The 25,623-nt window shown below is 58.9% G+C and carries 22 protein-coding genes and 3 tRNA genes; 17 read left to right on the forward strand and 8 right to left on the reverse strand.

Annotation, left to right across the window (positions count from 1 at the left end; translation table 11 throughout):
- Window positions 1-119: 119 nt before the first annotated feature.
- A complete protein-coding gene (locus tag AACY42_RS13640) occupies window positions 120-1,271 on the forward strand; it encodes an MFS transporter (protein WP_339479974.1) in 1,152 nt (383 codons plus the stop codon).
- On the opposite strand, the gene nhaR is transcribed toward AACY42_RS13640, so the two are convergent.
- Window positions 1,268-2,164, reverse strand: coding sequence for a transcriptional activator NhaR (gene nhaR / locus AACY42_RS13645; RefSeq protein WP_014339312.1), 897 nt, complete (start codon window positions 2,162-2,164; stop codon window positions 1,268-1,270). The genes AACY42_RS13640 and nhaR overlap by 4 nt on opposite strands.
- 139 nt (window positions 2,165-2,303) lie before the next feature.
- On the opposite strand from nhaR, the gene AACY42_RS13650 reads away from it, so the two are divergent.
- Both AACY42_RS13650 and AACY42_RS13655 read left to right on the forward strand, forming a co-directional pair.
- Window positions 2,304-2,555 (forward strand): hypothetical protein, encoded by a 252-nt coding sequence (locus tag AACY42_RS13650; protein WP_339479975.1) that lies wholly within the window; start codon window positions 2,304-2,306, stop codon window positions 2,553-2,555.
- A gap of 26 nt (window positions 2,556-2,581) precedes the next feature.
- Window positions 2,582-3,331 (forward strand): TerC family protein, encoded by a 750-nt coding sequence (locus AACY42_RS13655; RefSeq protein WP_339479977.1) that lies wholly within the window; start codon window positions 2,582-2,584, stop codon window positions 3,329-3,331.
- Between the two features lie 71 nt (window positions 3,332-3,402).
- Here the strand turns inward: AACY42_RS13655 and AACY42_RS13660 are convergent, their stop codons facing one another.
- Window positions 3,403-3,567: a hypothetical protein gene (locus AACY42_RS13660; RefSeq protein ID WP_339479978.1), complete on the reverse strand. Its 165-nt coding sequence runs from the start codon at window positions 3,565-3,567 to the stop codon at window positions 3,403-3,405.
- A gap of 223 nt (window positions 3,568-3,790) precedes the next feature.
- On the opposite strand from AACY42_RS13660, the gene AACY42_RS13665 reads away from it, so the two are divergent.
- Both AACY42_RS13665 and AACY42_RS13670 read left to right on the forward strand, forming a co-directional pair.
- Window positions 3,791-4,468 (forward strand): peptidase C39 family protein, encoded by a 678-nt coding sequence (locus AACY42_RS13665; RefSeq protein ID WP_339479979.1) that lies wholly within the window; start codon window positions 3,791-3,793, stop codon window positions 4,466-4,468.
- A gap of 100 nt (window positions 4,469-4,568) precedes the next feature.
- Window positions 4,569-4,763: a DUF6021 family protein gene (locus tag AACY42_RS13670; RefSeq protein ID WP_339479981.1), complete on the forward strand. Its 195-nt coding sequence runs from the start codon at window positions 4,569-4,571 to the stop codon at window positions 4,761-4,763.
- A 168-nt stretch (window positions 4,764-4,931) separates the two neighbouring features.
- Here the strand turns inward: AACY42_RS13670 and pbpG are convergent, their stop codons facing one another.
- Both pbpG and folD read right to left on the reverse strand, forming a co-directional pair.
- Entirely contained in the window at window positions 4,932-5,870 is a 939-nt protein-coding gene (gene pbpG, locus AACY42_RS13675) for a D-alanyl-D-alanine endopeptidase (RefSeq protein WP_339479983.1), read from the reverse strand.
- Window positions 5,871-6,185: 315 nt separating this feature from the next.
- Entirely contained in the window at window positions 6,186-7,040 is an 855-nt protein-coding gene (gene folD, locus AACY42_RS13680) for a bifunctional methylenetetrahydrofolate dehydrogenase/methenyltetrahydrofolate cyclohydrolase FolD (RefSeq protein ID WP_092326854.1), read from the reverse strand.
- A 281-nt stretch (window positions 7,041-7,321) separates the two neighbouring features.
- Between folD and AACY42_RS13685 the strand changes: the two genes are divergently transcribed.
- The 3 genes from AACY42_RS13685 (at window position 7,322) to AACY42_RS13695 (ending at window position 7,658) form a co-directional block, all read left to right on the forward strand.
- Window positions 7,322-7,398, forward strand: a tRNA-Arg gene (locus AACY42_RS13685).
- Window positions 7,399-7,439: 41 nt separating this feature from the next.
- A tRNA-His gene (locus AACY42_RS13690) sits at window positions 7,440-7,515 on the forward strand.
- Window positions 7,516-7,573: 58 nt separating this feature from the next.
- Window positions 7,574-7,658: transfer RNA gene (locus AACY42_RS13695), tRNA-Leu, on the forward strand.
- 13 nt (window positions 7,659-7,671) lie between these two features.
- Here the strand turns inward: AACY42_RS13695 and AACY42_RS13700 are convergent.
- The gene (locus tag AACY42_RS13700; protein ID WP_339479986.1) at window positions 7,672-7,815 is read right to left on the reverse strand and encodes a hypothetical protein; all 144 of its coding nucleotides are present in this window, start codon (window positions 7,813-7,815) and stop codon (window positions 7,672-7,674) included.
- 263 nt (window positions 7,816-8,078) lie between these two features.
- On the opposite strand from AACY42_RS13700, the gene tig reads away from it, so the two are divergent.
- The 7 genes from tig to AACY42_RS13735 all read left to right on the forward strand — a co-directional run bounded on the left by tig (window position 8,079) and on the right by AACY42_RS13735 (window position 18,341).
- On the forward strand, window positions 8,079-9,389 hold the full coding sequence (tig, locus tag AACY42_RS13705; protein ID WP_339479988.1) for a trigger factor: 1,311 nt from the start codon (window positions 8,079-8,081) through the stop codon (window positions 9,387-9,389).
- Between the two features lie 93 nt (window positions 9,390-9,482).
- Complete coding sequence (gene clpP / locus AACY42_RS13710) at window positions 9,483-10,124, forward strand: ATP-dependent Clp endopeptidase proteolytic subunit ClpP (RefSeq protein ID WP_003183177.1); 642 nt, start codon at window positions 9,483-9,485, stop codon at window positions 10,122-10,124.
- 107 nt (window positions 10,125-10,231) lie between these two features.
- Window positions 10,232-11,515, forward strand: a complete 1,284-nt coding sequence (clpX, locus tag AACY42_RS13715) for an ATP-dependent Clp protease ATP-binding subunit ClpX (RefSeq protein ID WP_024778305.1) — start codon at window positions 10,232-10,234, stop codon at window positions 11,513-11,515.
- A 161-nt stretch (window positions 11,516-11,676) separates the two neighbouring features.
- Window positions 11,677-14,073, forward strand: coding sequence for an endopeptidase La (gene lon, locus AACY42_RS13720; protein WP_339479990.1), 2,397 nt, complete (start codon window positions 11,677-11,679; stop codon window positions 14,071-14,073).
- Between the two features lie 147 nt (window positions 14,074-14,220).
- Window positions 14,221-14,493: an HU family DNA-binding protein gene (locus AACY42_RS13725; protein WP_002552737.1), complete on the forward strand. Its 273-nt coding sequence runs from the start codon at window positions 14,221-14,223 to the stop codon at window positions 14,491-14,493.
- 224 nt (window positions 14,494-14,717) lie between these two features.
- Complete coding sequence (locus AACY42_RS13730; RefSeq protein ID WP_339479991.1) at window positions 14,718-16,589, forward strand: SurA N-terminal domain-containing protein; 1,872 nt, start codon at window positions 14,718-14,720, stop codon at window positions 16,587-16,589.
- 876 nt (window positions 16,590-17,465) lie between these two features.
- Window positions 17,466-18,341 (forward strand): DUF2242 domain-containing protein, encoded by an 876-nt coding sequence (locus tag AACY42_RS13735; protein ID WP_339479992.1) that lies wholly within the window; start codon window positions 17,466-17,468, stop codon window positions 18,339-18,341.
- A 304-nt stretch (window positions 18,342-18,645) separates the two neighbouring features.
- On the opposite strand, the gene AACY42_RS13740 is transcribed toward AACY42_RS13735, so the two are convergent.
- The 3 genes from AACY42_RS13740 to AACY42_RS13750 form a co-directional block, all read right to left on the reverse strand.
- The gene (locus AACY42_RS13740) at window positions 18,646-19,683 is read right to left on the reverse strand and encodes an AraC family transcriptional regulator (RefSeq protein WP_339479993.1); all 1,038 of its coding nucleotides are present in this window, start codon (window positions 19,681-19,683) and stop codon (window positions 18,646-18,648) included.
- Window positions 19,684-19,685: 2 nt separating this feature from the next.
- Window positions 19,686-20,816 (reverse strand): carbon-nitrogen hydrolase family protein, encoded by a 1,131-nt coding sequence (locus AACY42_RS13745; RefSeq protein ID WP_339480182.1) that lies wholly within the window; start codon window positions 20,814-20,816, stop codon window positions 19,686-19,688.
- 172 nt (window positions 20,817-20,988) lie between these two features.
- A complete protein-coding gene (locus AACY42_RS13750) occupies window positions 20,989-22,206 on the reverse strand; it encodes a DUF3422 domain-containing protein (RefSeq protein ID WP_339479994.1) in 1,218 nt (405 codons plus the stop codon).
- Window positions 22,207-22,452: 246 nt separating this feature from the next.
- Between AACY42_RS13750 and AACY42_RS13755 the strand changes: the two genes are divergently transcribed.
- Both AACY42_RS13755 and AACY42_RS13760 read left to right on the forward strand, forming a co-directional pair.
- Window positions 22,453-24,492, forward strand: coding sequence for an NADPH-dependent 2,4-dienoyl-CoA reductase (locus AACY42_RS13755; RefSeq protein ID WP_339479996.1), 2,040 nt, complete (start codon window positions 22,453-22,455; stop codon window positions 24,490-24,492).
- 219 nt (window positions 24,493-24,711) lie between these two features.
- Window positions 24,712-25,620: a 1-aminocyclopropane-1-carboxylate deaminase/D-cysteine desulfhydrase gene (locus AACY42_RS13760; RefSeq protein ID WP_339479998.1), complete on the forward strand. Its 909-nt coding sequence runs from the start codon at window positions 24,712-24,714 to the stop codon at window positions 25,618-25,620.
- Window positions 25,621-25,623: the final 3 nt, after the last annotated feature.

Below are 25,623 nucleotides of genomic sequence, written 5' to 3' on the forward strand. Positions count from 1 at the left end.
TGGGTCATGGCGTGCGGTTGTATGCCGCGTGCATTCTGTTAGGCTTTGTCGTTCTCACTTTCTTACCGCCAGCGGGCCTTTCGGCTAACGCTGGTGTCGTCGTTTCGCTGGAGTTCTGCATGTTGTTACCCATTTTCCTGTTGTCGGCCGCCGGTTTTACCGTGCTGACCACGGAATTCGTCATCGTTGGCCTGTTGCCCTCCATCGCCCGCGACCTGCACGTCAGCATTCCCCAGGCCGGGCTGCTGGTGACGTTGTTCGCGTTTACGGTGGCGGCGTTCGGGCCATTCCTGACGGCCTGGTTCGCCCGCTTCGAACGGCGCAAGTTGTTTATCAGCGTGTTGGTGATGTTCGGCCTGGCCAACATGCTCGCCGCCGTCGCCCCCAACATCTGGGTGATGGCCGTTGCCCGGTTGATCCCGGCCCTGGGCCTGCCGGTGTTCTGGGCGCTGGCCAGTGAAACGGCGGTGGACATTGTCGGGCCACAGTTGGCCGGGCGAGCCATTGCCCGGATCGGCTTTGGCATCGTCTGTGCCACGGTGTTCGGCATTCCCGTGGGCGCGTTGATTTCCGATGCGTTTGGCTGGCGCAGCGCATTCGCGATCCTGGCGGTCATTGCTTTTGCCAAGGCGTTGCTGCTGTTTATCTACTTGCCGAAAACCAACCTGCACCAGCATCAGGTGAGCTTTCGTTCGCAATTCAAGATCCTGCGCAGCCCGTTGATGCAAGGGCATGTGCTGTTGTCGATCCTGGTGTTCAGCGGCATGTTCACCGCCTACACCTATCTGGCGGATATCCTCGAACGCCTCGCTGGGTTCGATGGCACTCTGGTGGGCTGGTGCCTGATGGGCTTCGGCGCCGTCGGGCTGCTGGGCAATTCCCTGGGCGGTCGGGCGGTGGACCGGCATCCTTTGATCGCATCGATGGTTTTCTGCCTGTTCCTGATCGGCGGCATGGTGGCGTTGGTGCCGAGCATTCATTCGCCCCTCGCGCTGGCGGCGGCGATGGGCATCTGGGGCGTGACCCAGGCGGCCTTGTTCCTGGTCAGCCATGTGCGGCTGATGAAGGCGGCCCCGCAGGCCCCAGCCTTTGCCGCATCGTTGAACATTGCCGGGGCCAACCTGGGGATTGGCCTGGGGGCGATGGTCGGTGGCCGGGTCATCGATACCCTGGGCTTGGGCAGTGTCGGGTTTGCGGCGGCCGGGTTCATCTTCGTATCGATCCTGCTGGCGTTGCTGCTGATGACCTTCAAACCTCGTGTCACCTGCTAAGCGCTGAACAACTCGCGACGCGCGCCTTCGGCAATCGCGACAATGCCGGGGTGGCTGACCTTGCGCTCCACGGAAATGGCATAGAAGGATTCGCTCACCGCATCGGTTTGGCCGATCACTTCTACGCCGTACTGGCGCTTGACCTCTTCGGCGATCACGCTCGGGCCGATGAAAATCCCGCTGCCTGATTGGCCGAAGGCCTGCATCAATGCGCTGTCGTCGAACTCGCCGACGATACGCGGCTGGATCTGTTGCTCGGCGAACCAGCGCTGCAAGCGGCTGCGTACCACGGTTTCCGGCCCGGGAATCAGCAGCGGAGCGTCATGTAGGCCGTGGGGGAAGTCCTGCCCGTAGCGTTCGGCCAGCGCGGCGGTGGCGAAAAAGCTGATCCCGCATTCCCCCAGTTTCTGGCTGTAGCCCTTGATGTCCAGGTGGGTCGGCATCGGGCTGTCGGAAATCACCAGGTCCAGGCGCTGGATCGCTAGGTCCGCCAGCAGTCGTTCGAGCTTGTCCTCGCGACAGGTGATGCGCAGCGGCTCGTTCAACTCCATGGTCGGCGCCAGCAGCCGATAGACGATGGATTTGGGCACCACATCCGCCACCCCGACCCGAAACAGGGTTTGCTGTTCGTTGGGCTGGGCCCGCAGCATCAGTTCCAGTTCACCGCCCAACTGGAACATGTGTTCGGCGTAGGGCAAGGTCTGGCGGCCGGCCTCGGTCAGTTCCAATTGTCGCCCGACACGGCGAAACAGCTTGAGGTTATAGGTCTGCTCGAACAGGGAGATCTGCCCGCTGATGGTCTGTGGGGTCAGGTTCAACTGCTCGCACGCTCGCACGATGCTGCCGGTTTTTGCCACCACCCAGAAGTAATGCAATTGTCGGTAGTTGAGCATGGGTTCACCGATGTTCGTAAAAATCGAAGTATAACCGCTGAAAATACGAATTTTCCTGAAGTGTTCGCGTCTCTAGAATGCCTGGCCATTGGCGGGCCACTTTTGTGCGCCTTCTATTTTCTCAAGAGGTATTCATTCCATGACGTACAAATCCCTGGGGCTTGCAGCACTGTTGGTGATGTCCGCCACCACGCTGGCGGGTTGTGAACAGGCTGAAAAAAGTGCCCAGCAACTGATGGGGCAGGCTGCAGAAACCGCCAAGCAGGCCATCGACGACACCCACAAGGCCGCCGAGCAGGCGATCAGCGAAGCCACCGGCGGCTTGATCAGCCCGAAGAAAGAGCCGGCGGACGAAGCTGACGAAACCCAAATCCCTACTAAAACCATCTAACGCGTCACATCAGTCAGGACTGCCCCATGGATTATCTTTTACAGCTCGCCGCCAGCCCCACCGCGTGGATCGCCCTGGCGACTCTGGTCGTGATGGAAATCGTGCTTGGCATCGATAACCTGATCTTCATTTCGATTCTGACCAACAAGCTGCCCCAACAGCATCGTGCCAAGGCGCGGCGGATCGGTATCGGCATGGCGCTGATCCTGCGCCTGGGCTTGTTGAGCACCATTGCCTTCATTGTGCAGTTGACCGAACCCGTCATCGAAATCCTGGGCCAGGCGTTGTCCTGGAAAGACATGATCCTGATCGCCGGCGGCCTGTTCCTGCTGTGGAAAGCGACCACTGAAATCCACCACAGCATGGACCCAGCACCGGATGATCCCAAGTCGGCCACGTCCGGCGTGACCCTGGGCTTTGCCGCGGCAATCGGTCAGATCCTGATGTTGGACTTGGTGTTCTCCATCGACAGCATCATCACCGCCGTGGGCATGACCGAGCATTTGCCGATCATGATCATCGCCGTTGTCGTATCGGTATTGGTGATGCTGCTGGCGGCCGAACCGCTGGCCAAGTTCATCAATGACAACCCGACCGTGGTGATGCTGGCCCTGGGCTTCCTGATCATGATCGGCATGACGCTGATCGCTGAGGGTTTCGGTGCCCATGTGCCCAAGGGCTATATCTACGCGGCCATGGCGTTCTCGGCGGCGATCGAGGTGTTGAACATGTTGTCCCGTCGGGCCAGGGAAAGGGCGTTGGCCGACAACGCCTGATTCCAGGCAGGCAGAGGCCACCCGGGTCCAGGTCCGGGTGGCTTTTTTTGAGGGGAGTGAAAAGCGAATGCTCAGTGTGCGGTGGCGTGGCGTCGCGCGGATTTTGTGGTTTTTTCCGATTGCGCAGCTGGCGCGTGATGATGGCGCCGAGTGATCCGAAGTACGCCCCACAGCATGGCCGTGGCTACGCTCAGCCAGCCAAATATCAGCATCAGAATTGTCGTGGTCAGGCTCATCTGTGCCTCCTCTTACCCCTGGTCCGGGATAACGCACCTAGTACATGGACAGTCTAGTCGCTCAAGTGTTGCAGGTAATCGATCCGTGACGGTTGGGCCCGGATCGGTTCGTTCTATCGCGCTCGTAAAACTGCCGTTATGGCTATACCCAGGACTGTGCGCACCTTATGATCGTCGACCCAAGCCTGGCCCGGATGTCGGGTGCCTGAACAGGAGAGTCATCATGTCGCCGGTCATTTCATCTTTTCGATCACTGGTCCTGACGGTCTCCTGCCTCGTTGCCGTGGTGGGGTGTGCGGGCATTGTTTCGCCACAGATCCAGCGCCTGCCCGAACGGGTGGGGCTCAACAGCGTGCCGTTCTTTCGCGGCGAAACGTACCAGGGCGCCCCACAGTCTCTAGCGGCCCTGCTGACGTTGCAAGGCACGGTGATCACGCCGGGGCTGCTGGAGAAACCGTTGCACCTGCCGGGTGGCGAAGCCGGTTTGCAGCAGAATATGCAAACCCTGGCGCGCGAATACGGGTTGCTGGTGTATCCGCTCGACGCCAAGCTGCCCGCGTTGTTGGAGCAGGTCGCGGCAGGCTACCCGGTGCTGGTGCGCTATATCGACGGTTCGGCGTTCTGGGCCGAGCCTCGGTATGGGATTCTCGCCGGCTACAATCGTCAGAAGCAGACGGTATTGCTGCGCTCAGGCATGAGTCGGCGGCAGTTGATGAGCTTCAGTGCCTTCGAATCGGCCTTCAAGAGCGCGGGCGGCTGGGCTGTGCTGCTCCAGCGACCCACGCAGCTTCCGGCCAATGTCGACTCGCCGCGGTGGCTCAAAGCAGCGGACGAATTGGCCGGGGCAGGGCAGGAACGAGCTGCGGCACGGGCCACCAAGACCTTGGAAGCGGCGCATTGATCGTTCACCCCGTTCGTCACTTGCCGGGCACAATCTGGCAGGCCTGAGGCTCTTATCATCAGGGTTGGGCATTTCTGACCGTGATTGGAGGAGGGCAGGCATGGCACAGTCGAAAACACCTACGGGGCCACATTCGTCAGAGCATTCCAGTGGTGATGACCTGGGGTTTGATCCGGATTCGCCGGACCTTGAGGATCCTCAGGTTGATCCGATAGGGCCGGCCAAGGCGCCTCTGGACAAGAAGGATGAGCGCAAGCCCAAGCCTTATGATCCGCTGGGAGACCTGAAGGTCTAGAGATTACCGTGGGTTGGTGTGTATATCCGTTTCTGCGGTAACGGATATACACACCAAAACAAGTACCGCAAAAAAGCCAAAAAAACGGCGCTTCCCATTTCTGAAAGAAACGCCGCTTTTTCTAAGTGAACAGCATTTCGACGAGTCAGGGCTTTTAGGGTTCGCGGATTACTTGGAAGCTTCCACCACACCACTCTGGCGGCTCTTGAGATTCTTGGCAGCCTTGTATTGCAGGGCCGCCGCCGGCACTGCGGCGCTTTTTCCGGTTTCCACCCAGCTACGAATCCGGCTGGCATCGGCGAAGTGTGTGTACTTGCCGAATGCATCGAGGATCACCAGTGCCATCGGGCGATTGCCCATCTTCGTCACCAGCACCAGGCAGTGGCCGGCCTCGTTGGTGAAACCGGTCTTGGTCAACTGGATATCCCAGTTGGCCTTGTGGACCAAGTGGTCAGTGTTGCGAAAACCCAGGCTATACGCAGGCTTGCGGAAGGTAACGGTCTTTTCCTTGGTGGTGCTCAGTTCGCTCAGCAGTGGATACTTGCGAGCGGCGATCAGTAGCTTGGTCAGGTCCCTGGCGGTCGAGACGTTGTGGATCGACAGGCCCGTCGGTTCGACGTAATGCGTGCTGGTCATGCCCAGCGCCTTCGCCTTGGCGTTCATGGCGGCAATGAACGCCGCATAGCCTCCTGGATAGTGGTGGGCGAGGCTGGCGGCGGCGCGGTTTTCCGAAGACATCAGGGCGATCAGCAGCACGTCCCGGCGCGACAGCTCGCTGTTGAGCTTGACCCGGGAAAACACGCCCTTCATCTCTGGGGTGTTGGCGATGGTGATGGTGATGTACTCATCCAGGTTCTGTTTGGCATCCAGCACGATCAGCCCGGTCATCATTTTGGTCACCGATGCGATGGGGACCACCACATCCGGGTTGCTTGAATAGACGACTTTATCCGTCTGCAGGTCCAGCAACATCGCGCTACCCGACGCGACTTGCAGCTTGGCCGTATCCCGTGGGGGCGCGATGGTTTCCTGTGCAGCGACATTTTGCGTGATAAAGCTGCCTGTGAAAGCGATGAACAGGCTGATGATCGAAAGACGGATTTTCACGCGAGTAGGCTCGATAGAGTTGAAGGTGTCGTTGAGCAACGACTTTCAAAAAAAACGTCGCATTTTAGGAGTATGGGCGACAGCAGCGCTATACGCCTGTACCGCTGGGGCTTGTGAATAAATAAAGTTTCATAGAGGGGGATTTTGGCGATACGAATCTGAAAAAATCGTAATTTGACGGCTAAAGTCCGGTCGCCAGAAACGCCTGTGGGAGCGCGCTTGCTCGCGATGGCAGTGTGTCAGTCAACTTGGAGGTTGACCGGTTCACAGCGATCGCGAGCAAGCGCGCTCCCACAGGGTTTTGATTGATGCGTATCAGCTGTGCAGCGTTTCGGCCGCATACAACGTGTTTTCCAGTAGGCAGGCGCGGGTCATCGGGCCTACGCCGCCAGGTACCGGCGTGATCCAGCCAGCGCGGGGCAGGGCGGTCTCGTAGACCACATCGCCCACCAGCTTGCCATCTTCCTGGCGATTGATGCCCACGTCGATGACGATGGCACCTTCCTTGATCCACTCACCCCGTACCAGGCCGGGTTTGCCGGCGGCCACCACCACCAGGTCGGCACGGCCGACATGGCCGGCCAGGTCCTTGGTGAAGCGATGGGTCACGGTCACGGTGCAGCCGGCCAGTAGCAGTTCCATGGCCATCGGCCGGCCAACGATGTTGGACGCACCCACCACTACGGCGTCGAGGCCATAGAGATCCACGCCAGTGCTTTCCAGTAGCGTCATGATGCCTTTCGGGGTGCAGGGACGAAGCAACGGGATACGCTGGGCCAGGCGACCGACGTTATAAGGATGGAAGCCATCGACGTCTTTGTCCGGGCGGATGCGCTCCAACAGTTTGGAGGCGTCGAGGTGCTCAGGCAGTGGCAGTTGGAGCAGAACGCCGTCGATGTTCGGGTCGTCGTTCAGGCGATCGATCAGATCGGCCAACGCTTGCTGGGTGGTTTCGGAAGGCAGGTCGTAGGCCTGGGAAAGGAAGCCGACCTCTTCACAGTCTTTACGCTTGTGCGAGACATAAACCTGAGAGGCGGGATCGCTGCCGACCAGGATCACCGCAAGGCCGGGCGTGCGCAGGCCTTGCTGGCGGCGCTCGGTGACTCGTTGGGCGATCTGCTGGCGCAGGCTGGCGGCGATCGATTTGCCGTCGATAAGTTGTGCAGTCATTGCGCGTGGTTAACCATCGAGAGGGGAAAAAAAGAGAGCGCATTCTCGCATGCCGGGGCGTGAGGGCAAAGGCGCTTGGTCTGCAAATTCCCCTAACCCCTTTAATTAAATGAATTTTTTTTAAAAAAGAGTTGACGACCTATCAAGCCGTCTATAACATTCGTCGCACTTGTCGGGCACAGCCTAGCACTGGTTAAGAAGGTGGAGCAGAGTTGGTTGTTTCAATTCGGCAAAACTGAAAGCACTTAGTTTGTAATCGTCCAAGAATACAGATTAAAAAGGCGCCCGTAGCTCAGCTGGATAGAGCATCCGCCTTCTAAGCGGATGGTCGCAGGTTCGAGTCCTGCCGGGTGCGCCAATTAGGCAGCTTTGGCACAAGTAAGGCAACAAGGCAATATGGTGGGCGTAGCTCAGTTGGTAGAGCACGGGATTGTGACTCCCGTTGTCGTGGGTTCGATCCCCATCGTCCACCCCATATTCTAGAAAGGCGCCAGATCTAACAATCTGGCGCCTTTGCTTTAAAAGCTTGATACGCGGATGTGGTGGAATTGGTAGACACACTGGATTTAGGTTCCAGCGCCGCAAGGTGTGAGAGTTCGAGTCTCTCCGTCCGCACCATACAAGTCGCTATTTAAATAGCAGAAAACGGCGCAGTACCTGAAAGGGGCTGCGCCGTTTTTGTTTTCGGTGGTTCTGTGTTTGGCGTCGGTACGGTTTTGGCGCTGCGCGCGGCGGTCGGTTCGTTGCGAATATGTTTCGTGATGATGCGCGACATGTCCGTCGGTCTCCTTTTGGGGTGGGCATCGCGCGATCGGACATGACGCTTCTATATATAGAGGCGTTGGCGCAGAGCCCTGGGCTGAATCGACTGTATTTGCAATCCGGGTGGGGCATGACCGTTTGTCCCGTCCTAAATCCGGCGCCTGTTTCCAGCGCGTTTTCAGTAGGGTGACTTCTTGAGTTTGACCTACTAGAATGCATGCCCTTGATTCTGGGGTCGGAAACGCCCGGCCAACGTCTGTGCAACGAGGAATATCCATGCAAGTTTCTGTTGAAAATACTTCTGTTCTTGAGCGCCGCATGAGCATCACGGTGCCGGCTGAGCGCATCGAGACTCAGGTCAACAAGCGTCTGCAGCAGACTGCCCAAAAGGCCAAAATCCCAGGTTTCCGCCCAGGCAAAGTGCCAATGAGCGTGATCCGTCAGCGTTACGAGGCTGATGCGCGTCAGGAAGCCGTGGGCGACGTGATCCAGTCTTCGTTCTACGAAGCGGTCGTCGAGCAGAAGCTAAACCCGGCCGGCGCTCCGTCTGTCGAGCCTAAAGTGCTGGAAAAAGGCAAGGACCTGGAGTTCGTCGCCACGTTCGAAGTGTTCCCTGAGTTCACGGTTGCCGGTTTCGAATCCATCGCTGTCGAGCGCCTGAGCGCTGACGTGTCGGATGCCGACCTGGACAAGATGCTGGACATCCTGCGCAAGCAGAACACCCGTTTCGAAGTGACTGAGCGTGCTGCACAGAACGAAGACCAACTGAACATCGATTTCGTCGGCAAGGTCGACGGTGAAGTGTTCGCGGGCGGTTCCGCCAAGGCCTCCCAGTTGGTACTGGGTTCCGGTCGCATGATTCCTGGCTTCGAAGATGGCCTGGTTGGCGCCAAGGCTGGTGAAGAGCGCGTTCTGAACGTGACCTTCCCTGAGGACTATCAGAACCTGGACCTGGCTGGCAAAGCCGCCGAGTTCACCGTGACCGTCAACACTGTTTCCGAGCCAAAGCTGCCTGAGCTGAACGAAGAGTTCTTCACCCAGTTCGGCATCAAGGAAACCGGTCTGGAAGGTTTCCGCACCGAAGTTCGCAAGAACATGGAGCGTGAGCTGCGCCAGGCCATCAAGTCGAAGGTCAAGAACCAGGTCATGGATGGTCTGCTGGCCTCCAACCCGATCGAAGTGCCAAAGGCTCTGCTGGACAACGAAGTGAACCGTCTGCGCGTGCAGGCTGTTCAGCAGTTCGGCGGCAACATCAAGCCGGACCAGCTGCCTGCCGAACTGTTCGAAGAGCAAGCCAAGCGCCGCGTCGTGCTGGGCCTGATCGTTGCCGAAGTGGTTAAGCAGTTTGAGCTCAAGCCTGACGAAGCCCGTGTTCGCGAGCTGATCCAGGAAATGGCCTCGGCCTACCAAGAGCCTGAGCAAGTTGTGTCCTGGTACTACAAGAACGACCAGCAACTGAACGAAGTCCGTTCGGTTGTGCTGGAAGAACAAGTTGTGGATACTGTTCTGCAGAAAGCTAGCGTGACCGATAAAGCGGTCTCTTACGAAGAAGCGGTCAAGCCGGTGGAAGCTCCACAAGCCGATTGATGGTTCTGCGGTAAGAAATAAACACCCATAAGCCAGCCTTCGCGCTGGCTTATGCGTATTCAAGACATAACTATTTGGGAGTGACTGCGAGACATGTCCCGCAATTCTTTTTATCAGCAGAGCTCTGACATCCAGGCCGCAGGCGGCCTGGTCCCGATGGTTATCGAGCAGTCCGCCCGCGGCGAACGTGCCTATGACATCTACTCGCGTCTGCTCAAGGAACGCGTCATCTTCCTGATCGGCCCCGTTGAAGACTACATGGCCAACCTGGTCGCGGCGCAGCTGTTGTTCCTGGAAGCGGAAAACCCGGACAAGGATATCCATCTGTACATCAACTCACCTGGTGGTTCGGTGACTGCGGGCATGTCGATCTACGACACCATGCAGTTCATCAAGCCCGACGTTTCCACCATCTGCATCGGCCAGGCCTGCAGCATGGGCGCTTTCCTGCTCGCCGGCGGCGCAGCGGGCAAGCGTCACTGCCTGCCTAACTCTCGGATGATGATTCACCAGCCATTGGGCGGCTTCCAGGGCCAGGCGTCGGATATCGACATCCATGCCAAGGAAATCCTCCACATTCGTTCGCGCCTGAACTCGTTGCTGGCCCATCATACCGGCCAAAGCCTCGAAACCATTGAGCGTGACACCGAGCGTGACAACTTCATGAGCGCCGAGCGTGCAGCCGAATACGGCTTGATCGACTCCGTGATCAACAAGCGTCAAATGCCTGCTTAAGCCGCTCAAAATGCAGGTGGTTGGGATGACCGGCCGCCTGCGGGCTTGAAAAAGCCCGCAATTGCCTTCATCTTGTGTTGCAAGCCTATCGGATTTGGATCGATCGAATGACTGACACCCGCAACGGCGAGGACAACGGCAAACTGCTTTATTGCTCCTTCTGTGGCAAAAGCCAGCATGAAGTGCGCAAATTGATTGCCGGCCCCTCGGTCTTCATTTGCGACGAGTGCGTCGACCTGTGCAATGACATCATCCGCGAGGAGGTGCAGGAAGCCCAGGCCGAGAGCAGCGCGCATAAATTGCCTTCGCCTAAAGAAATCAGCGGCATCCTTGATCAGTATGTGATTGGTCAGGAACGTGCGAAAAAGGTACTGGCCGTAGCGGTGTACAACCACTACAAGCGCCTGAACCAACGTGACAAGAAGAATGACGAAGTCGAACTCGGCAAGAGCAACATCTTGCTGATCGGCCCGACAGGCTCGGGTAAGACCCTGCTTGCCGAGACGCTGGCCCGCTTGCTGAACGTTCCGTTCACCATCGCCGACGCAACCACCCTCACTGAGGCTGGTTATGTAGGTGAAGACGTCGAGAACATCATTCAGAAGTTGTTGCAGAAGTGCGACTACGATGTGGAAAAGGCCCAGATGGGCATTGTCTACATCGACGAAATCGACAAGATTTCCCGCAAGTCCGACAACCCATCCATCACTCGGGATGTTTCCGGTGAGGGTGTGCAACAGGCCTTGCTCAAGTTGATTGAAGGTACGGTCGCTTCCGTTCCACCTCAAGGTGGTCGCAAGCATCCGCAGCAGGAATTCCTGCAAGTCGATACCCGTAACATTCTGTTCATCTGCGGTGGTGCGTTCTCCGGCCTGGAAAAGGTTATTCAAAACCGTTCCACCCGTGGTGGCATTGGTTTCAACGCCGAAGTGCGCAGCAAGGAAGAAGGCAAGAAAGTCGGTGAATCCCTGCGTGAAGTCGAGCCTGACGATTTGGTCAAGTTCGGTCTGATCCCGGAATTTGTCGGTCGTCTGCCGGTCCTGGCGACGCTGGACGAGTTGGATGAAGCGGCGTTGATGCAGATCCTGACCGAGCCGAAAAACGCCCTGACCAAGCAGTATGCCAAGCTGTTCGAAATGGAAGGTGTAGACCTGGAGTTCCGTTCCGATGCGCTGAAATCGGTTGCAAAACGTGCCCTGGAGCGTAAGACCGGTGCCCGTGGACTGCGTTCGATTCTCGAAGGTGTATTGCTCGACACGATGTATGAGATCCCCTCGCAGTCCGAGGTGAGTAAAGTCGTGATCGATGAAAGCGTTATAGAAGGCAAGTCCAAGCCACTGTATATCTATGAAAACAGTGAGCCGGCTGCCAAGGCCGCACCGGACGCTTAAGCGTCCCGCTGCCGGAATAAAGAAGGGGCCTTCGGGCCCCTTTGCTTTTAGCGCATTTTAGACGTGCCTTAGCGCTTGTTTTTTTTCAAGGCTGCCCCCATCTTGGTTTCAAGCTTACTTCCATCTGTTTCCGGCCCTAGGGCCGCCGTAGAGGCGAAATCATGAAGACAACCATCGAATTGCCTCTCCTGCCATTGCGCGATGTCGTGGTGTATCCGCACATGGTTATCCCGCTGTTCGTGGGGCGCGAGAAGTCCATCGAAGCCCTTGAGGCTGCGATGACGGGTGACAAGCAGATTCTTCTGCTGGCTCAGAGAAACCCGGCCGACGATGATCCCGGCGAAGACGCACTGTATCGCGTAGGTACGATTGCAACGGTTCTGCAATTGCTCAAACTGCCCGACGGCACCGTCAAGGTTCTGGTCGAAGGCGAGCAGCGCGGTGCTATCGAGCGTTTCAGCGAAGTGGACGGCCATTGCCGGGCCGAGGTGTCGCTGATCGAAGAGGTCGATGCGCCCGAGCGTGAGTCAGAGGTGTTTGTCCGCAGTCTGCTGTCGCAGTTCGAACAATACGTGCAACTGGGCAAGAAGGTGCCTGCGGAGGTCCTGTCGTCGCTTAACAGCATCGATGAACCTGGGCGGCTGGTCGATACGATGGCGGCCCACATGGCCCTCAAGATCGAGCAGAAGCAGGAAATTCTCGAAATCATTGATTTGTCGGCCCGTGTCGAGCACGTACTGGCATTGCTCGACGGCGAAATCGATCTGCTGCAGGTCGAGAAACGCATTCGCGGTCGCGTCAAGAAGCAGATGGAGCGCAGCCAGCGCGAGTACTACCTGAATGAGCAGATGAAGGCCATTCAGAAAGAGCTGGGCGATGGTGACGAAGGTCACAACGAAATCGAAGAGCTGAAAAAGCGCATCGATGCCGCCGGCTTGCCTAAGGATGCACTGGTCAAGGCCCAGGCCGAGCTGAACAAGCTTAAGCAAATGTCACCGATGTCTGCTGAGGCCACCGTGGTGCGCACCTACATCGACTGGCTGGTCCAGGTGCCGTGGAAAGCCCAGAGCAAGGTGCGTCTGGACTTGGCGCGTGCCGAAGACATCCTCGACGCCGACCACTACGGCCTGGAAGAGGTCAAGGAACGCATCCTTGAATACCTCGCCGTGCAGAAGCGCGTGAAGAAGATTCGTGGCCCGGTCCTGTGCCTGGTCGGTCCTCCTGGGGTCGGTAAAACCTCCCTTGCGGAGTCGATTGCCCACGCCACCAACCGAAAATTCGTACGCATGGCCCTTGGCGGTGTGCGCGACGAGGCGGAAATTCGGGGCCATCGCCGGACCTACATTGGTTCGATGCCAGGAAGATTGATTCAAAAGATGACAAAGGTCGGCGTGCGTAATCCGCTGTTCCTTTTGGACGAAATAGACAAGATGGGTAGCGACATGCGCGGGGATCCCGCCTCTGCGTTGCTCGAAGTCCTTGATCCTGAGCAGAATCATAATTTCAACGATCACTACCTGGAGGTCGATTACGACCTGTCGGACGTGATGTTCCTCTGCACCTCCAACTCCATGAATATTCCGCCAGCGTTGCTGGACCGGATGGAGGTGATTCGTCTGCCGGGCTATACCGAGGACGAGAAGATCAACATCGCGGTGAAATACCTTTCGTCTAAGCAGATCCAGGCCAACGGCCTGAAAAAAGGCGAGCTGGAATTCGACGAGGAAGCGATTCGCGACATCATCCGCTACTACACCCGCGAAGCCGGTGTACGTGGCCTGGAACGGCAGATTGCCAAGGTCTGCCGCAAGGCGGTCAAGGAACATGCGCTGGAGAAGCGCTTCGCGGTCAAGGTCACTTCGGACCTGCTGGAGCACTTCCTGGGCGTGCGCAAGTTCCGCTACGGTCTCGCCGAGCAACAGGACCAGATCGGCCAGGTGACTGGCCTGGCCTGGACCCAGGTCGGTGGTGAGTTGCTGACCATCGAAGCGGCCGTGGTGCCGGGCAAGGGTCAACTGATCAAGACCGGTTCCCTGGGCGACGTAATGGTCGAATCGATCACCGCTGCGCTGACGGTGGTTCGCAGCCGCGCCCGGAGCCTGGGCATACCCCTGGACTTCCATGAGAAGCGCGACACGCATATCCACATGCCTGAAGGGGCTACGCCCAAGGACGGCCCAAGCGCTGGTGTAGGCATGTGCACGGCCCTGGTTTCGGCATTGACCGGTATTCCTGTGCGCGCCGACGTTGCCATGACGGGTGAAATCACGCTGCGCGGCCAGGTCCTGGCGATTGGCGGTCTGAAGGAAAAACTGCTGGCGGCACACCGTGGCGGGATCAAGATCGTGATCATTCCCGAAGAGAATGTCCGCGACCTGAAGGAAATTCCTGACAACATTAAGCAAGATCTTCAGATCAAACCCGTTAAATGGATTGACGAGGTCCTGCAAATTGCGCTGCAATACGCGCCGGAGCCCTTGCCGGATGTGGCTCCGGAGATTGTCGCGAAGGAAGAAAAGCGAGAGTCTGACTCTAAGGAAAGAATTAGCACGCATTAATACGCATTTGGCTGGGGGGCTTTCTTGACAGTTTTTTAGAGCCCTTGTTATAAAGCGGCTCTTAAGTGTCTGCAGGCCATTCAGCACTCGTTTTTGCTTTCACCAAAAAACTTAGAATCATCTCAAATAGATATAAGGGGACTTAGAGTGAACAAGTCGGAACTGATTGATGCTATCGCTGCATCCGCTGATATCCCGAAAGCTGCTGCTGGCCGTGCGCTGGACGCTGTAATCGAATCCGTCACTGGCGCTCTGAAGGCTGGCGACTCCGTTGTTCTGGTGGGTTTCGGCACCTTCTCCGTGACCGATCGCCCTGCTCGTATCGGTCGCAACCCGCAGACCGGTAAGACGCTGGAAATCGCTGCTGCCAAAAAGCCAGGCTTCAAAGCTGGTAAAGCACTGAAAGAAGCCGTTAACTAAGGTTTCGTTGAGTTTATCCGGGTCGGGGTCATGCCTGGCTTGGCAGCGGAGCGATAATACGGCCGGTTGCAACCGGTCTGGTACACCAGGGCTTGCAGGTTAGAGCCCGGTCCGCTCCGCCAGTTACGAGAAGGCGCATCCTCGGATGCGCCTTTCTTCTATCCGGATTCTACCCACGCTCCACGGTTGCCTAAATTTGAAGTTCAACCGTTTCTGGGGGACGCATGCTGCAGAATATCAGGGACAATTCACAAGGCTGGATTGCCAAGACCATCATCGGGGTTATCGTCGCATTGATGGCGTTGACTGGTTTCGATGCCATTTTCAATGCCACTACCAACAGCAACGAAGCGGCCAAGGTCAACGGCGAGAACATCAGCCAGAACGAGCTGAGCCAGGCGGTCGACATGCAACGTCGTCAGCTCATGCAACAGTTGGGCAAGGATTTTGACGCCTCCCTGCTGGACGAAAAGATGCTGCGCGATTCGGCGCTCAAGGGCCTGATCGACCGCAAGTTGTTGCTGCAAGGCGCACACGATGCGAAATTCGCTTTTTCCGAAGCTGCGCTTGATCAAGTGATCCTGCAAACGCCTGAGTTTCAGGTCGATGGCAAATTCAGCCCTGAGCGTTTCGATCAGGTGATCCGCCAGCTGGGTTACGGCCGTATGCAGTTCCGTCAGATGCTGGCTCAGGAAATGCTCATCGGTCAGTTGCGCGCCGGTCTGGCAGGCAGTGGTTTCGTCACTGATGCCCAAGTATTGGCATTTGCACGCCTGGAAAAACAGACTCGTGATTTCTCCACCTTGAACATCAAGGCCGACCTGGCCTCCGTCAAGCTGACTGATGATGAGGTCAAGGCTTACTACGACCAACACTCCAAGGAATTCATGACGCCTGACCAGGTGGTCATCGATTACCTCGAACTCAAGAAAACCTCTTTCTTCGATCAGGTCAGCGTCAAGGACGAAGACTTGCAGGCGGCCTATCAGAAAGAAATCGCCAACCTGTCCGAACAGCGTCGGGCAGCGCACATCTTGATCGAAGTGAACGACAAGATGACCGAAGCTCAGGCCAAGGCGAAGATCGAAGAGATCCAGGCTCGCCTGGCCAAAGGCGAGTCGTTTGAAGCGTTGGCGAAGGAGTTTTCCCAGGATCCGGGTTCGGCTAGCAACGGCGGCGACCTGGGTTACGCCGGTCCTGGCGTCTACGATCCGGAATTTGAAAAGGCCTTGTACGCCTTGAACAAGGACCAGGTCTCGGCGCCGATACGCACCGATTTCGGTCTGCACCTGATCAAGCTGCTGGGTGTCGAAGCGCCTGAAGTGCCTACGTTTGCCAGTCTCAAGGACAAGCTGACCCGCGACCTGAAGACCCAGCAGGTGGAGCAGCGTTTCGTTGAGGCGACCAAGCAACTGGAGGATGACTCGTTCGAAGCGTCCGACTTGGCGCAACCGGCCCAAGACCTGAAGCTAACCGTCCACACGTCGGCCCCGTTCGGTCGTGAAGGTGGTGAAGGGATTGCGGCCAATCGTGCCGTAGTGACTGCTGCGTTCAGCCCGGAAGTGCTGGATGAGGGTGCCAACAGCACCGCCATCGAGCTGGATCCGGAAACCGTCGTGGTGCTGCGTGCCAAGGAGCACCACAAGCCTGAGCAACTGCCGCTGGAAAGCGTGGCAGGACCGATTCGTGCTCAGTTGACCAAGGAGCACGCCAGCGCGGCAGCCAAGACCCGGGCCGACGAGCTGATCGCCAGTCTGCGCGACGGCAAGGTTGCACTGGACAAACCGGTCGACGGCCAAGGCTGGAAAGCCACCCAGGCGGCAACCCGCAACCAGGAAGGCATCGACCCGGCGGTGTTGCAAGCACTGTTCCGCATGCCCAAGCCTGAGTCCAAGGACAAGCCGACGTTCACCAGCGTGACCTTGCCTGATGGCAGCCTGATGGTCGTACGTCTGGACGGCGTGAATGAAGCGGCGGCACCGACTGACGAAGAGAAGGCGGAGTATCGCCGCTACCTAGCGTCCCGTGTTGGTCAGCAGGACTTTGCGGCGTATCGCAAGCAGTTGGAGAATCAGGCGGAAATCAAGCGTTTCTAATTGCTTGATGCTTTTTCAAACCTGGTTGTGATGCTGTTCAGTTAGAAAAAACGGCGCTTCTTTCAGAAATGGGAAGCGTCGTTTTTTTTGGCTTCTTTTTTTTGGGGGGCATATGCGTTTTTCGGTGATGGCTACTTATGGTTCCGCTCTAACAGCGGGTCACTTTCGAAAAGCCGGAATGCCGGCCCAGGCGAAAGTAACCAAAGCGCTTCTGCCCCACCACTCGGTGCCTCGTCTAGGCTCGGCATCCATGCCGGGTTGTCCTCTGCGCATACCTTCGTTCAGCCAGCGTGGTTAACGGGGCGCCGAGATCAACGTCCACCGCGAGGTGGCCTAACAGCCGGCCTGGCTCTCCCGGTCGTACACCCATTAGATCTGTGGGGGCAAAGCTTGCTCGCGAAGGCGGTGTTCCAGTCAACGATGATGTTGGCTGTGCCGACGTCATCGCGAGCAAGCTCGCCCACAGGGGGACGCGGTTCCGTCAAAATCAGGCCGGCTGTTAGGCCGCCTCGCTTTGGCTTTTGATCTGGGGCACACCGAGCCTAGGCGAGGTGCCAAGTGGTGGGGCAAAGCGCTTTTGCTTACTTTTGGCGCTCTTCCAAAAGTGAGCCGCTGTAAGCGCGGAACCGCCAGTGGCCGTTACCGCAGAAACGGATATACACACCAACCTTACGTAAAAAACTACGCCCTCGGAACGGAATATCAGAATCATGCGTGTTGCCCAGAAGCGGGTATTCGTCGATCTACCGGATTAGCGTCTTTTTCCTGCAAACAACCCCCAGTAAATTTGTAACCCCCTTGAAACAAGATTAGCCACGCTGCCAGGTCGCGTTCTGTTGCACAATACGCCCCGGACCGTTTTTCTCAGGATGTTCAATGTTCAAATCAATTCACATGCGCACCGTCGGGCTTGCATTGGTGCTGGCCGCCGCAGCCGGTTGCTCGTCGAAGAAGGCCGCCATTTACGAGCACGAGAACTTCGACGACTCCGGCACGTTCTCGCGCACTTATCCAGTGAGCGACGCGGCGACCTGCGAGGCCGGGCGCCGGGCATTGCTCAGCCAGGGCTACATCATCACCAGCAGCGATCCGAAGCTGGTCAGCGGTCATAAGAGCTTCCAGCAAACCGGCGACACCCACATGGAGATCAGTTTCAACCTGGTCTGTGCTGAAGATGGTGGGATGGGGCACCGTGCGACCATGTTCGCCAACGCCCTGCAGGACCGCTATGCGCTGAAGAAAATCAACAACTCCGCCAGCCTGGGCGTGGGCGTGCTGGGTTCGGTATCGATGCCGATCGGTTCCTCGGATGATTCGATGGTCAAAGTCGCCAGCGAAACCGTGTCGGCGGCCAAGTTCTATGAGCGTTTCTTTGCGTTGGTCGAGCTGTTCCTGCCACCCGAAGCGAAGAAGGCTGCCGAGAAGGCTGAGAATACCGACAAGCCGAAAGCTGAGCTGGGTATTCCGGAAATCAAGGCTGAATCGGCTGCGCTGATGCCGGTTCCAGTTCCAGCGCCAGAGCCTGTTGCGCCTGCTCCCGCAGCAGCCCCACCGGTAGAGGAGGCTGCGCCGGCCCCCGTCGAAACTGCCCCCACGGTGTCGGAGCCCGTCGTGCCGCCGAGCGAGCCGACGCCAATTGCGCCCGAGTCGTTCGAGTCGGAGTCTGCACCGACGACGGAAACCGTTACACCACCACCGCCCAGCTCGTTGCCGGCCCCGACCGAGCCTATTCAGCCGCTGCCGGCATCCTGAGGTCCAGTGGCAGGGAGTTACGCCCTGTCACACTTCACACGGTAATTTCCCGACCCTGTGCTACGTTTAATTCATGAAGCCTTTGCTTCATGTTTTGTTCATAAAGCAGCTTTATGCTGAAGTCAGCGCCATCAGGCATTGGTTTCAATGACAGGGGAAGGACACGTAATGGATGATTATCAGGAAGAGCTGCTGGAATACCAGGCGTACGAACTGGACCCGTTGGAACCCGCCGAAGATGCGACGGAGTTGTGAGGATCGCGACACGCTACAAGTGGTAAGCGCCAAGCTTGGCGCTTGAAGCTTAAACCCCTCGGTGACTACGACGAAACTCTCCGGGCGTCTGGTTGTTCCAGCGCTTGAAGGCTCGTTGAAATGCCTCGGCTGAGGCGAATCCCAATAGATAAGCGATTTCGCCGAACGCCAGTTCGGTATCGCGTATGTAGGTCATGGCCAGGTCGCGGCGGGTGTCGTTGAGGATGGCGCGAAACTGCGTGCCTTCCTCGGCCAACTTGCGACGCAGGGTCCAGGTCGGCAGCTTCAGGCGAGCCGCCACTTCTTCCAGGTCGGGTTCCCGGCCGCCGTTGAGCAACGGTCCCAACAGTTGGATGATGCGCTCCCGCAGGCTGCGGGTGCGGGTCAGTTGTTCCAGTTCCCGTTCACACAGCTCAAGCAGATGGTGCCAGGTGCTGGGGCAATGCTGTGGGTTGCGCTGGGCGAGGCTGTCCAGGCCCAGGCGCAGTTGATTGTGTTCGGCGCTAAATTGGATCGGGCAGTCACCGAGCGTGCGGTAGGCCTCTAGATACGTCGGCTCCTCGAATTCGATTTCGATGCGTTCGGGTCGTAGCGCGATGCCGCTGACACTGGACAGTTGCGCAAGCCAGCCGGCAATGATCGAATCCACGACGAAGCGGTTGTAGGCGTTATACGGACTGATGGAATAGAACCGTAGCCAAGCGCCTCGGGCATCTTCATGGAAACTCGATTGGCCGCGATAGTTGGAGCCATACAGCGGCTCGAAGCGGATCATGCAGCGGGCGGCCTCGCGCACGGTTGGCGCCTGGGCCGCGGTAACGCCCGCCAGCCCGGCCTGGCTCAAGCGGCCGAGCCTGCCCATGCGCAGGCCCAAGGCCGGGTCCTGGGTCTGTTGAATCGCGGCGTGGCCCAGACGCATGTAGCGTGGGATCGACAGTCGTGCCCCGGGCTCGGCCAGGCGCGCCGCATCGAGACCGTACTGCTCAAGCAAAGGTTGAGGGTCTTGCCCATGGCTGGCGACTGCGTCAGCCAGGCTATGGACGAAGCCCACAGACAGGTCGCCCAAGCGCATCGGTTGCGGTTTCATGCTCACAGCCACAGGTTCAGCAGGCGGGCGCCATGGGCCTCGCCATCGGGGAAGTGTTGGCCGTTGTGGCTGATGAAACTCTGGCCGGCGCTGCCGCTGTCCCAGAACTGGCCCCGCAGGAACACGCTGACGCCGCCCCGGGCCTGGCTGATGGGCAATTGTCCGGTCAGTGTCAGGCGATGCCAAGCTTGGCCCTCGCTTACTTCACCTGGTTTGAGGCTCACCTCGCTCGGCGTGGAAAGGCCTTTATAACCGCTCCAAGGTTTGTCCCACGTATTGCGACCGATGATGAAGGCGGGCACCGCAATCAGTTGTGCGCCCTGGTCGTTGAGTTGCCGGTAGTGGAGTGGGTACCAACTGTCGCTGCCGATCAGCACGCCCAGGCGCCCGGCGGGGGTGTCGATGACTTGCAAGGTGGTCGGTCGGTCGGCCCCAAGCACATCGCGCTGTTCAAACACCGGATGTCGTTGGCGTTGTGGCTGGCCGATTGGCCGGCCATCGCTGCCGAATACCAAGCTGCTGTTGTACAGCGCACCGCGACCGATCTTCAGTTCACCGTCGCTGACACTGGGTTCAGGCAGCACGATGGAGCCGGCCACCAAGGTGATGCCGAACTCCTTGGCCAGCCCACCGAACAGCGCTTGATAGTCACGGGCCATGCGCTTGGCTTTCATGCGCAGGTAGGCATCGTCCAGTCGGCTATCGCCTTGAGCGCTGACCAATGCCTGGATAAATGCCAGCGGATTACTGACCGCCAGCCAGTTCATGGCTTCCTTCAGGGTGGTGGCCTGGTACAACTCGTTTTTTTCGCCACCGAGCATCAACCAGGTGCCGATGTGCTCGGGCAGGACCACCACGGTCTTGGCATTGAGAAGGCCTTGGTCGCGAGCCGTCTGCAGATAGGCAGCCAGTTTGCGATGCAGGCGCTCGGGGCTCTGGTAGTCGGTGGGGAACAGTTCGGGCTGGATGCCCAGCAGGTTGCCGCGGTCGGCGGGTGTGCCCTGGTCGACCGCCAGGCTGATACGCAGGTCGGACAGGTAATGACCCACCGGACGATCCGTCGTCCACAGTGCGTAGGTGATCAGGGCGGCAATCAAGGCCAAGGAAAACATCAGGTACAGAAATTTGCGCATGGGGAAACAGTCAGCGGCCGTGTGCAGGTTCATGATTTCTCATCAAGAGCTACGAGGCAGGGTACGGTAAAACAAGGGATTAGCGAAGGGTGGGCGCTGATTTGTACTCATGGCAGGCAAGCGCAAAGGCGTCCATGGAACCCTTGGACGCCCGCTGCGTGGGCAAGGTGCACTAGTGACTTTTGGCCTTCCTGATCCGGATCAGAATCAGCAGCAGGATCAACAGCACCGGTGGCGTCATGCCTAGCAGCGCCTCGCGGGCCGAGAGGTTTGCGCCCAAGGTGTGCAGCCCGCTGTAGACCAATTTGAACAGATTGATCAGGTAGTAGGTGATGGCAATGATCGACAGACCTTCCACCGCGCGTTGGATCTTTATCTGTGCATCGGCGCGCGCATTAAGGCTACGCAGAATCTCGGCATTCTGGTCCTCCATTTCGACCTGTACGCGTGCCTGCAGCAAGTCACCCAGGTTGGCGACGCTCATGGCCAGTTGTTCGAGGCGCTGTTCGGTGGCTGCGCAATAGCGCACCGTGGGTTTGAAACGCCGTTCGATGAACACGCCCAGCCGTTGGCAATCCCCCAGGTGACTTTCGCGCAATTCCCCCAGGCGTTCGAACACCAGTTGGGCGTAGGCGTGGGTGGCGCTGAAACGGTGGCGATTCCTGACCGTACTGCTGACGACCTGGCGAGACAGCAGGGCGATGTCCTCCAGCAGGGCCTTGGCATGCACGCCGCTGGCATTGGCATTACGTTCGGACAGGCTCACCAGGGTGCGATCGAATTCGTTCAACTGCGGGTCCAGTGCCTTGGCGGTATTGAGCGACAAGGACGCCATCATGCGATAAGTCTCGATTTCCAGCAGACGCCGAATCATGCGGCCCTGACGATAAGCGTTGAGCCGTCGGTTGATGAACAGCAGGCGATTGGTGCCGTCCTCGGTCAGGCGAAAATCGCTCCAGACGACCGCATCGCCACCACCCACGCAAGAGCCGCAAGGGTCCTTGAATCCGTAGCTGGTCAGGTCGAGACCGGCTTCTGCGCGCACCACCACCTGAACGGCATTGATGAGGTGCTGGGAATGACCTTCGATACCCTGAGCAAGGCATTCGGGCAGCGTTGTCCAGTGCAGTTCATGGGTGCAGGCGGGAACGACCAGGGTCAGGGTGAAGAACTCGGCGTGGCGCTCCCACTTGAGTGGATGTCCTTCAAGGCGGGTGATGCCTTGTGCGCCCTCTGCTGCGAGGGTTTCAGGGCACAGTCGTTCGAGCAGCGCGTTGCACTGGGCATTGTCGCCAAGAAACGCCAGGTGGAAGACGTGGGCCGGCTCGTCGAAATACAGCGACGGGCGGGCGTGCAACTCGTTGTGCAGCATTTTTCGTTGGGGATGCATGCAAGGGCGACCGTGTGATTAGCGTTATTGTTGGTTTGAGCACCTGGGCCAGCGTTGATAGGACTGGTCCATCCCGTTGAGAGTCACGCACGGTTGATCGGCACGCTGCGTGCTGCACATTTGGATCATCAAGTTGTCAGTTACGGTCATTGAGCGCCCGCATCCGGACTCTTACGCTGTGGGTCATGACAGACGCAAGCCGCAGAGCTTGCGCTTCTCCCGTGATCGCCCGTTGTGGAGTTACCGATGACCGCCTCTCATTACCCGCACCTGTTGGCCCCGCTGGACCTGGGTTTCACCACCTTGCGCAACCGTACCCTGATGGGTTCGATGCACACCGGCCTGGAAGAGAAGCCCGGCGGCTTCGAACGCATGGCGGCGTATTTTGCCGAGCGGGCCCGGGGCGGCGTGGGCCTGATGGTCACCGGTGGGATCGGGCCGAACGACGAGGGCGGTGTTTACTCCGGCGCGGCCAAGCTGACCACCGAAGAAGAAGCCCTCAAGCACCAGATCGTTACCCGGGCCGTACACGAGGCCGGTGGCAAGATCTGCATGCAGATTCTCCATGCCGGGCGCTACGCCTACAGCCCCAAGCAGGTGGCACCGAGCGCGATCCAGGCGCCGATCAACCCGTTCAAGCCCAAGGAACTGGACGAGGAGGGTATCGAGAAACAGATCAGCGATTTTGTCACCTGCTCGGTACTGACCCAGAAGGCCGAATACGATGGCGTCGAGATCATGGGGTCGGAAGGTTATTTCATTAACCAGTTCCTGGCGGCCCACACCAACCACCGTATCGACCGTTGGGGCGGCAGCTATGAAAACCGCATGCGCTTGCCGGTGCAAATCGTGCGTCGGGTGCGCGAGGCGGTAGGCCCGAATTTCATCATCATCTTTCGCCTGTCGATGCTCGACCTGGTAGAAGGCGGCAGCACCTGGGACGAAATCGTCCAGTTGGCCAAGGCCATCGAGCAAGCCGGCGCGACAATGATCAACACCGGTATCGGTTGGCACGAAGCGCGAATTCCCACCATCGCCACCAAGGTTCCTCGGGCGGCGTTCAGCAAGGTCACGGCCAAGCTGCGTGGTTCAGTCAGCATCCCGCTGATCACCACCAACCGCATCAACACCCCGGAAGTGGCCGAGCAGATCCTGGCCGAAGGGGATGCCGACATGGTCTCCATGGCGCGGCCGTTCCTGGCCGATCCGGAGTTCGTCAACAAGGCCGCTGCCGGGCGCGGCGATGAAATCAACACCTGCATCGGCTGCAACCAGGCGTGCCTGGACCACACCTTTGGCGGCAAGCTCACCAGTTGCCTGGTGAACCCGCGGGCCTGCCACGAAACCGAGCTGAACTATCTGCCGGTGACCCAGGTGAAGAAAATTGCCGTGGTCGGTGCCGGCCCGGCCGGCCTGTCCGCTGCCACGGTGGCGGCCGAGCGTGGGCATCAGGTGACGCTGTTCGATTCGGCCAGCGAAATCGGTGGCCAGTTCAACGTCGCCAAGCGCGTACCAGGCAAGGAGGAGTTCTTCGAAACCCTGCGCTACTTCAAGCGCAAATTGCAGACCAGCCATGTCGAGTTGTGCCTCGACACCCGGGTGGATGTGGCGCAGTTGGTGGCCGGGGGCTACGACGAGATCATCCTCGCCACTGGCATCGCGCCGCGCGTGCCGGCGATTCCCGGGGTGGAGCATGCCAAGGTGTTGAGCTACCTGGACGTGATCCTCGAGCGCAAGCCGGTGGGCCGCAGTGTCGCGGTGATCGGTGCCGGCGGTATCGGCTTCGACGTGTCGGAGTTCCTGGTTCATCAAGGCGTTGCCACCAGCCAGGACCGCGAGGCGTTCTGGAAGGAGTGGGGCATCGACACCCACCTCGAGGCTCGCGGCGGTGTGGCCGGGATCAAGGCCGAACCTCATGCACCGGCGCGCCAGGTGTTCTTGCTGCAACGCAAGGCATCCAAGGTCGGTGATGGCCTGGGCAAGACCACTGGCTGGATTCACCGCACGGGCCTGAAGAACAAGCAGGTGCAGATGCTCAACAGCGTCGAGTACCTGAAGATCGACGACGACGGCCTGCACATTCGCCTCGGCGAAACCGGCGAGCCACACGTGCTGGCCGTGGACAACATCGTGATCTGCGCCGGCCAGGATCCGCTGCGTGAGTTGCACGAAGGCCTGGAAGCGGCGGGACAGAGCGTTCACCTCATCGGTGGCGCCGACGTGGCGGCAGAGCTGGACGCCAAGCGGGCGATCAACCAGGGTTCGCGGTTGGCGGCGCAGTTGTAAGGCACAAAACGCTGGGCGCGACCTTGCTTGCAAATAGGGAAGCCAAGGTCGCCGCCGATTCCAGGTGGGCTTGCTCGCGAAAGCGGCGGGTCAGTTTGCGGTGATGTTGGATATGCCGACGCCTTCGCGAGCAAGCCCGCGCCCACAGGTTCTTGTAGTGCCAGGACCTGCGCGACCAGCTGTTAAGATGCTGGGCATCTTTATCCCAGGCCTACTGCCATGCTGCTTCCCGCCCTCGACTGGCATCCCCAACCCCGACTCGAACTCCTTCATTTGGACTGGCTAGCCCGTGCCGGTGTTGAGGTGGCGGCGTTGCGCCTGGACCGGATCGATCCGCTGATCAGTGGCAATAAGTGGTTCAAGCTGGTGCATCACTTGCGCGTCGCCCATGAGGCCGGCGCCGAGGGGATCATGAGTCTGGGCGGCGCCTATTCCAATCATTTGCATGCGTTGGCGGCGGCGGGCAAGCGCTTCGGGTTTCCCACGGCGGGGCTGTTGCGTGGTCATCCCCAGGACACGCCGACGGTGCGTGACCTGAAAGCGTTTGGCATGGACCTGCACTGGTTGGGTTATGGCGGATACCGAGAGCGACACGCTCCGGGTTTCTGGGAGCCGTGGCAGATCCGCTATCCCTATTTGCATTCGGTACCCGAGGGCGGTTCAGGATTACCCGGCGCACAAGGCTGCCAGGTGTGGGCGGCCAGTGTCCGTGAACAACTGGCGACGTTGGGGTGGGCGGATTTTCACGGTTGGTGGCTGGCCTGCGGCACCGGAACGTCACTGGCCGGGTTGGTGCTGGCCGAAGCGGGACAGCGCCCGGTCTATGGCGTGCTGGCGGTGCCCCAGGACCATGGCGTGGCGCAGCAAGTCGAAAACATCATGGGGGAAGCGGGCCTTTGCAATCCGCTTTATGAATTGTTCGACGGCAGCCGTGGTGGTTTCGCCCGGGTCGATGCCGAACTCGCCGAGTTCATCGAAACCACGGTGGCTATCGAACTGGAGCCGTTGTACACCGGCAAAGCCTTGATGTTGCTCAAAACGCGGGTGGAGGCCGGAGGGGTTGCCCCTGGCACCCGTTTGATCTTCGTCCACACCGGCGGTTTGCAAGGCCGCCGAGGGTTCGAGTAACGG

Source organism: Pseudomonas sp. RL_5y_Pfl2_73, from assembly GCF_963970515.1.
In the GTDB taxonomy this organism is placed as follows: Bacteria; Pseudomonadota; Gammaproteobacteria; order Pseudomonadales; family Pseudomonadaceae; genus Aquipseudomonas.

What these genes read in the sequence shown, in the direction of transcription:
- AACY42_RS13700 (WP_339479986.1), bottom strand. Translation starts at nt 7,815, where the DNA reads ATGTCGCGCATCATCACGAAACATATTCGCAACGAACCGACCGCCGCG.
- AACY42_RS13660 (WP_339479978.1), bottom strand. Translation starts at nt 3,567, where the DNA reads ATGAGCCTGACCACGACAATTCTGATGCTGATATTTGGCTGGCTGAGC.
- AACY42_RS13735 (WP_339479992.1), top strand. Translation starts at nt 17,466, where the DNA reads ATGTTCAAATCAATTCACATGCGCACCGTCGGGCTTGCATTGGTGCTG.
- AACY42_RS13740 (WP_339479993.1), bottom strand. Translation starts at nt 19,683, where the DNA reads ATGAAACCGCAACCGATGCGCTTGGGCGACCTGTCTGTGGGCTTCGTC.
- AACY42_RS13755 (WP_339479996.1), top strand. Translation starts at nt 22,453, where the DNA reads ATGACCGCCTCTCATTACCCGCACCTGTTGGCCCCGCTGGACCTGGGT.
- AACY42_RS13655 (WP_339479977.1), top strand. Translation starts at nt 2,582, where the DNA reads ATGGATTATCTTTTACAGCTCGCCGCCAGCCCCACCGCGTGGATCGCC.
- clpP (WP_003183177.1), top strand. Translation starts at nt 9,483, where the DNA reads ATGTCCCGCAATTCTTTTTATCAGCAGAGCTCTGACATCCAGGCCGCA.
- AACY42_RS13650 (WP_339479975.1), top strand. Translation starts at nt 2,304, where the DNA reads ATGACGTACAAATCCCTGGGGCTTGCAGCACTGTTGGTGATGTCCGCC.
- tig (WP_339479988.1), top strand. Translation starts at nt 8,079, where the DNA reads ATGCAAGTTTCTGTTGAAAATACTTCTGTTCTTGAGCGCCGCATGAGC.
- AACY42_RS13665 (WP_339479979.1), top strand. Translation starts at nt 3,791, where the DNA reads ATGTCGCCGGTCATTTCATCTTTTCGATCACTGGTCCTGACGGTCTCC.
- clpX (WP_024778305.1), top strand. Translation starts at nt 10,232, where the DNA reads ATGACTGACACCCGCAACGGCGAGGACAACGGCAAACTGCTTTATTGC.
- AACY42_RS13730 (WP_339479991.1), top strand. Translation starts at nt 14,718, where the DNA reads ATGCTGCAGAATATCAGGGACAATTCACAAGGCTGGATTGCCAAGACC.
- lon (WP_339479990.1), top strand. Translation starts at nt 11,677, where the DNA reads ATGAAGACAACCATCGAATTGCCTCTCCTGCCATTGCGCGATGTCGTG.
- AACY42_RS13750 (WP_339479994.1), bottom strand. Translation starts at nt 22,206, where the DNA reads ATGCATCCCCAACGAAAAATGCTGCACAACGAGTTGCACGCCCGCCCG.
- AACY42_RS13760 (WP_339479998.1), top strand. Translation starts at nt 24,712, where the DNA reads ATGCTGCTTCCCGCCCTCGACTGGCATCCCCAACCCCGACTCGAACTC.
- folD (WP_092326854.1), bottom strand. Translation starts at nt 7,040, where the DNA reads ATGACTGCACAACTTATCGACGGCAAATCGATCGCCGCCAGCCTGCGC.
- AACY42_RS13745 (WP_339480182.1), bottom strand. Translation starts at nt 20,816, where the DNA reads ATGCGCAAATTTCTGTACCTGATGTTTTCCTTGGCCTTGATTGCCGCC.
- AACY42_RS13640 (WP_339479974.1), top strand. Translation starts at nt 120, where the DNA reads ATGTTGTTACCCATTTTCCTGTTGTCGGCCGCCGGTTTTACCGTGCTG.
- AACY42_RS13670 (WP_339479981.1), top strand. Translation starts at nt 4,569, where the DNA reads ATGGCACAGTCGAAAACACCTACGGGGCCACATTCGTCAGAGCATTCC.
- nhaR (WP_014339312.1), bottom strand. Translation starts at nt 2,164, where the DNA reads ATGCTCAACTACCGACAATTGCATTACTTCTGGGTGGTGGCAAAAACC.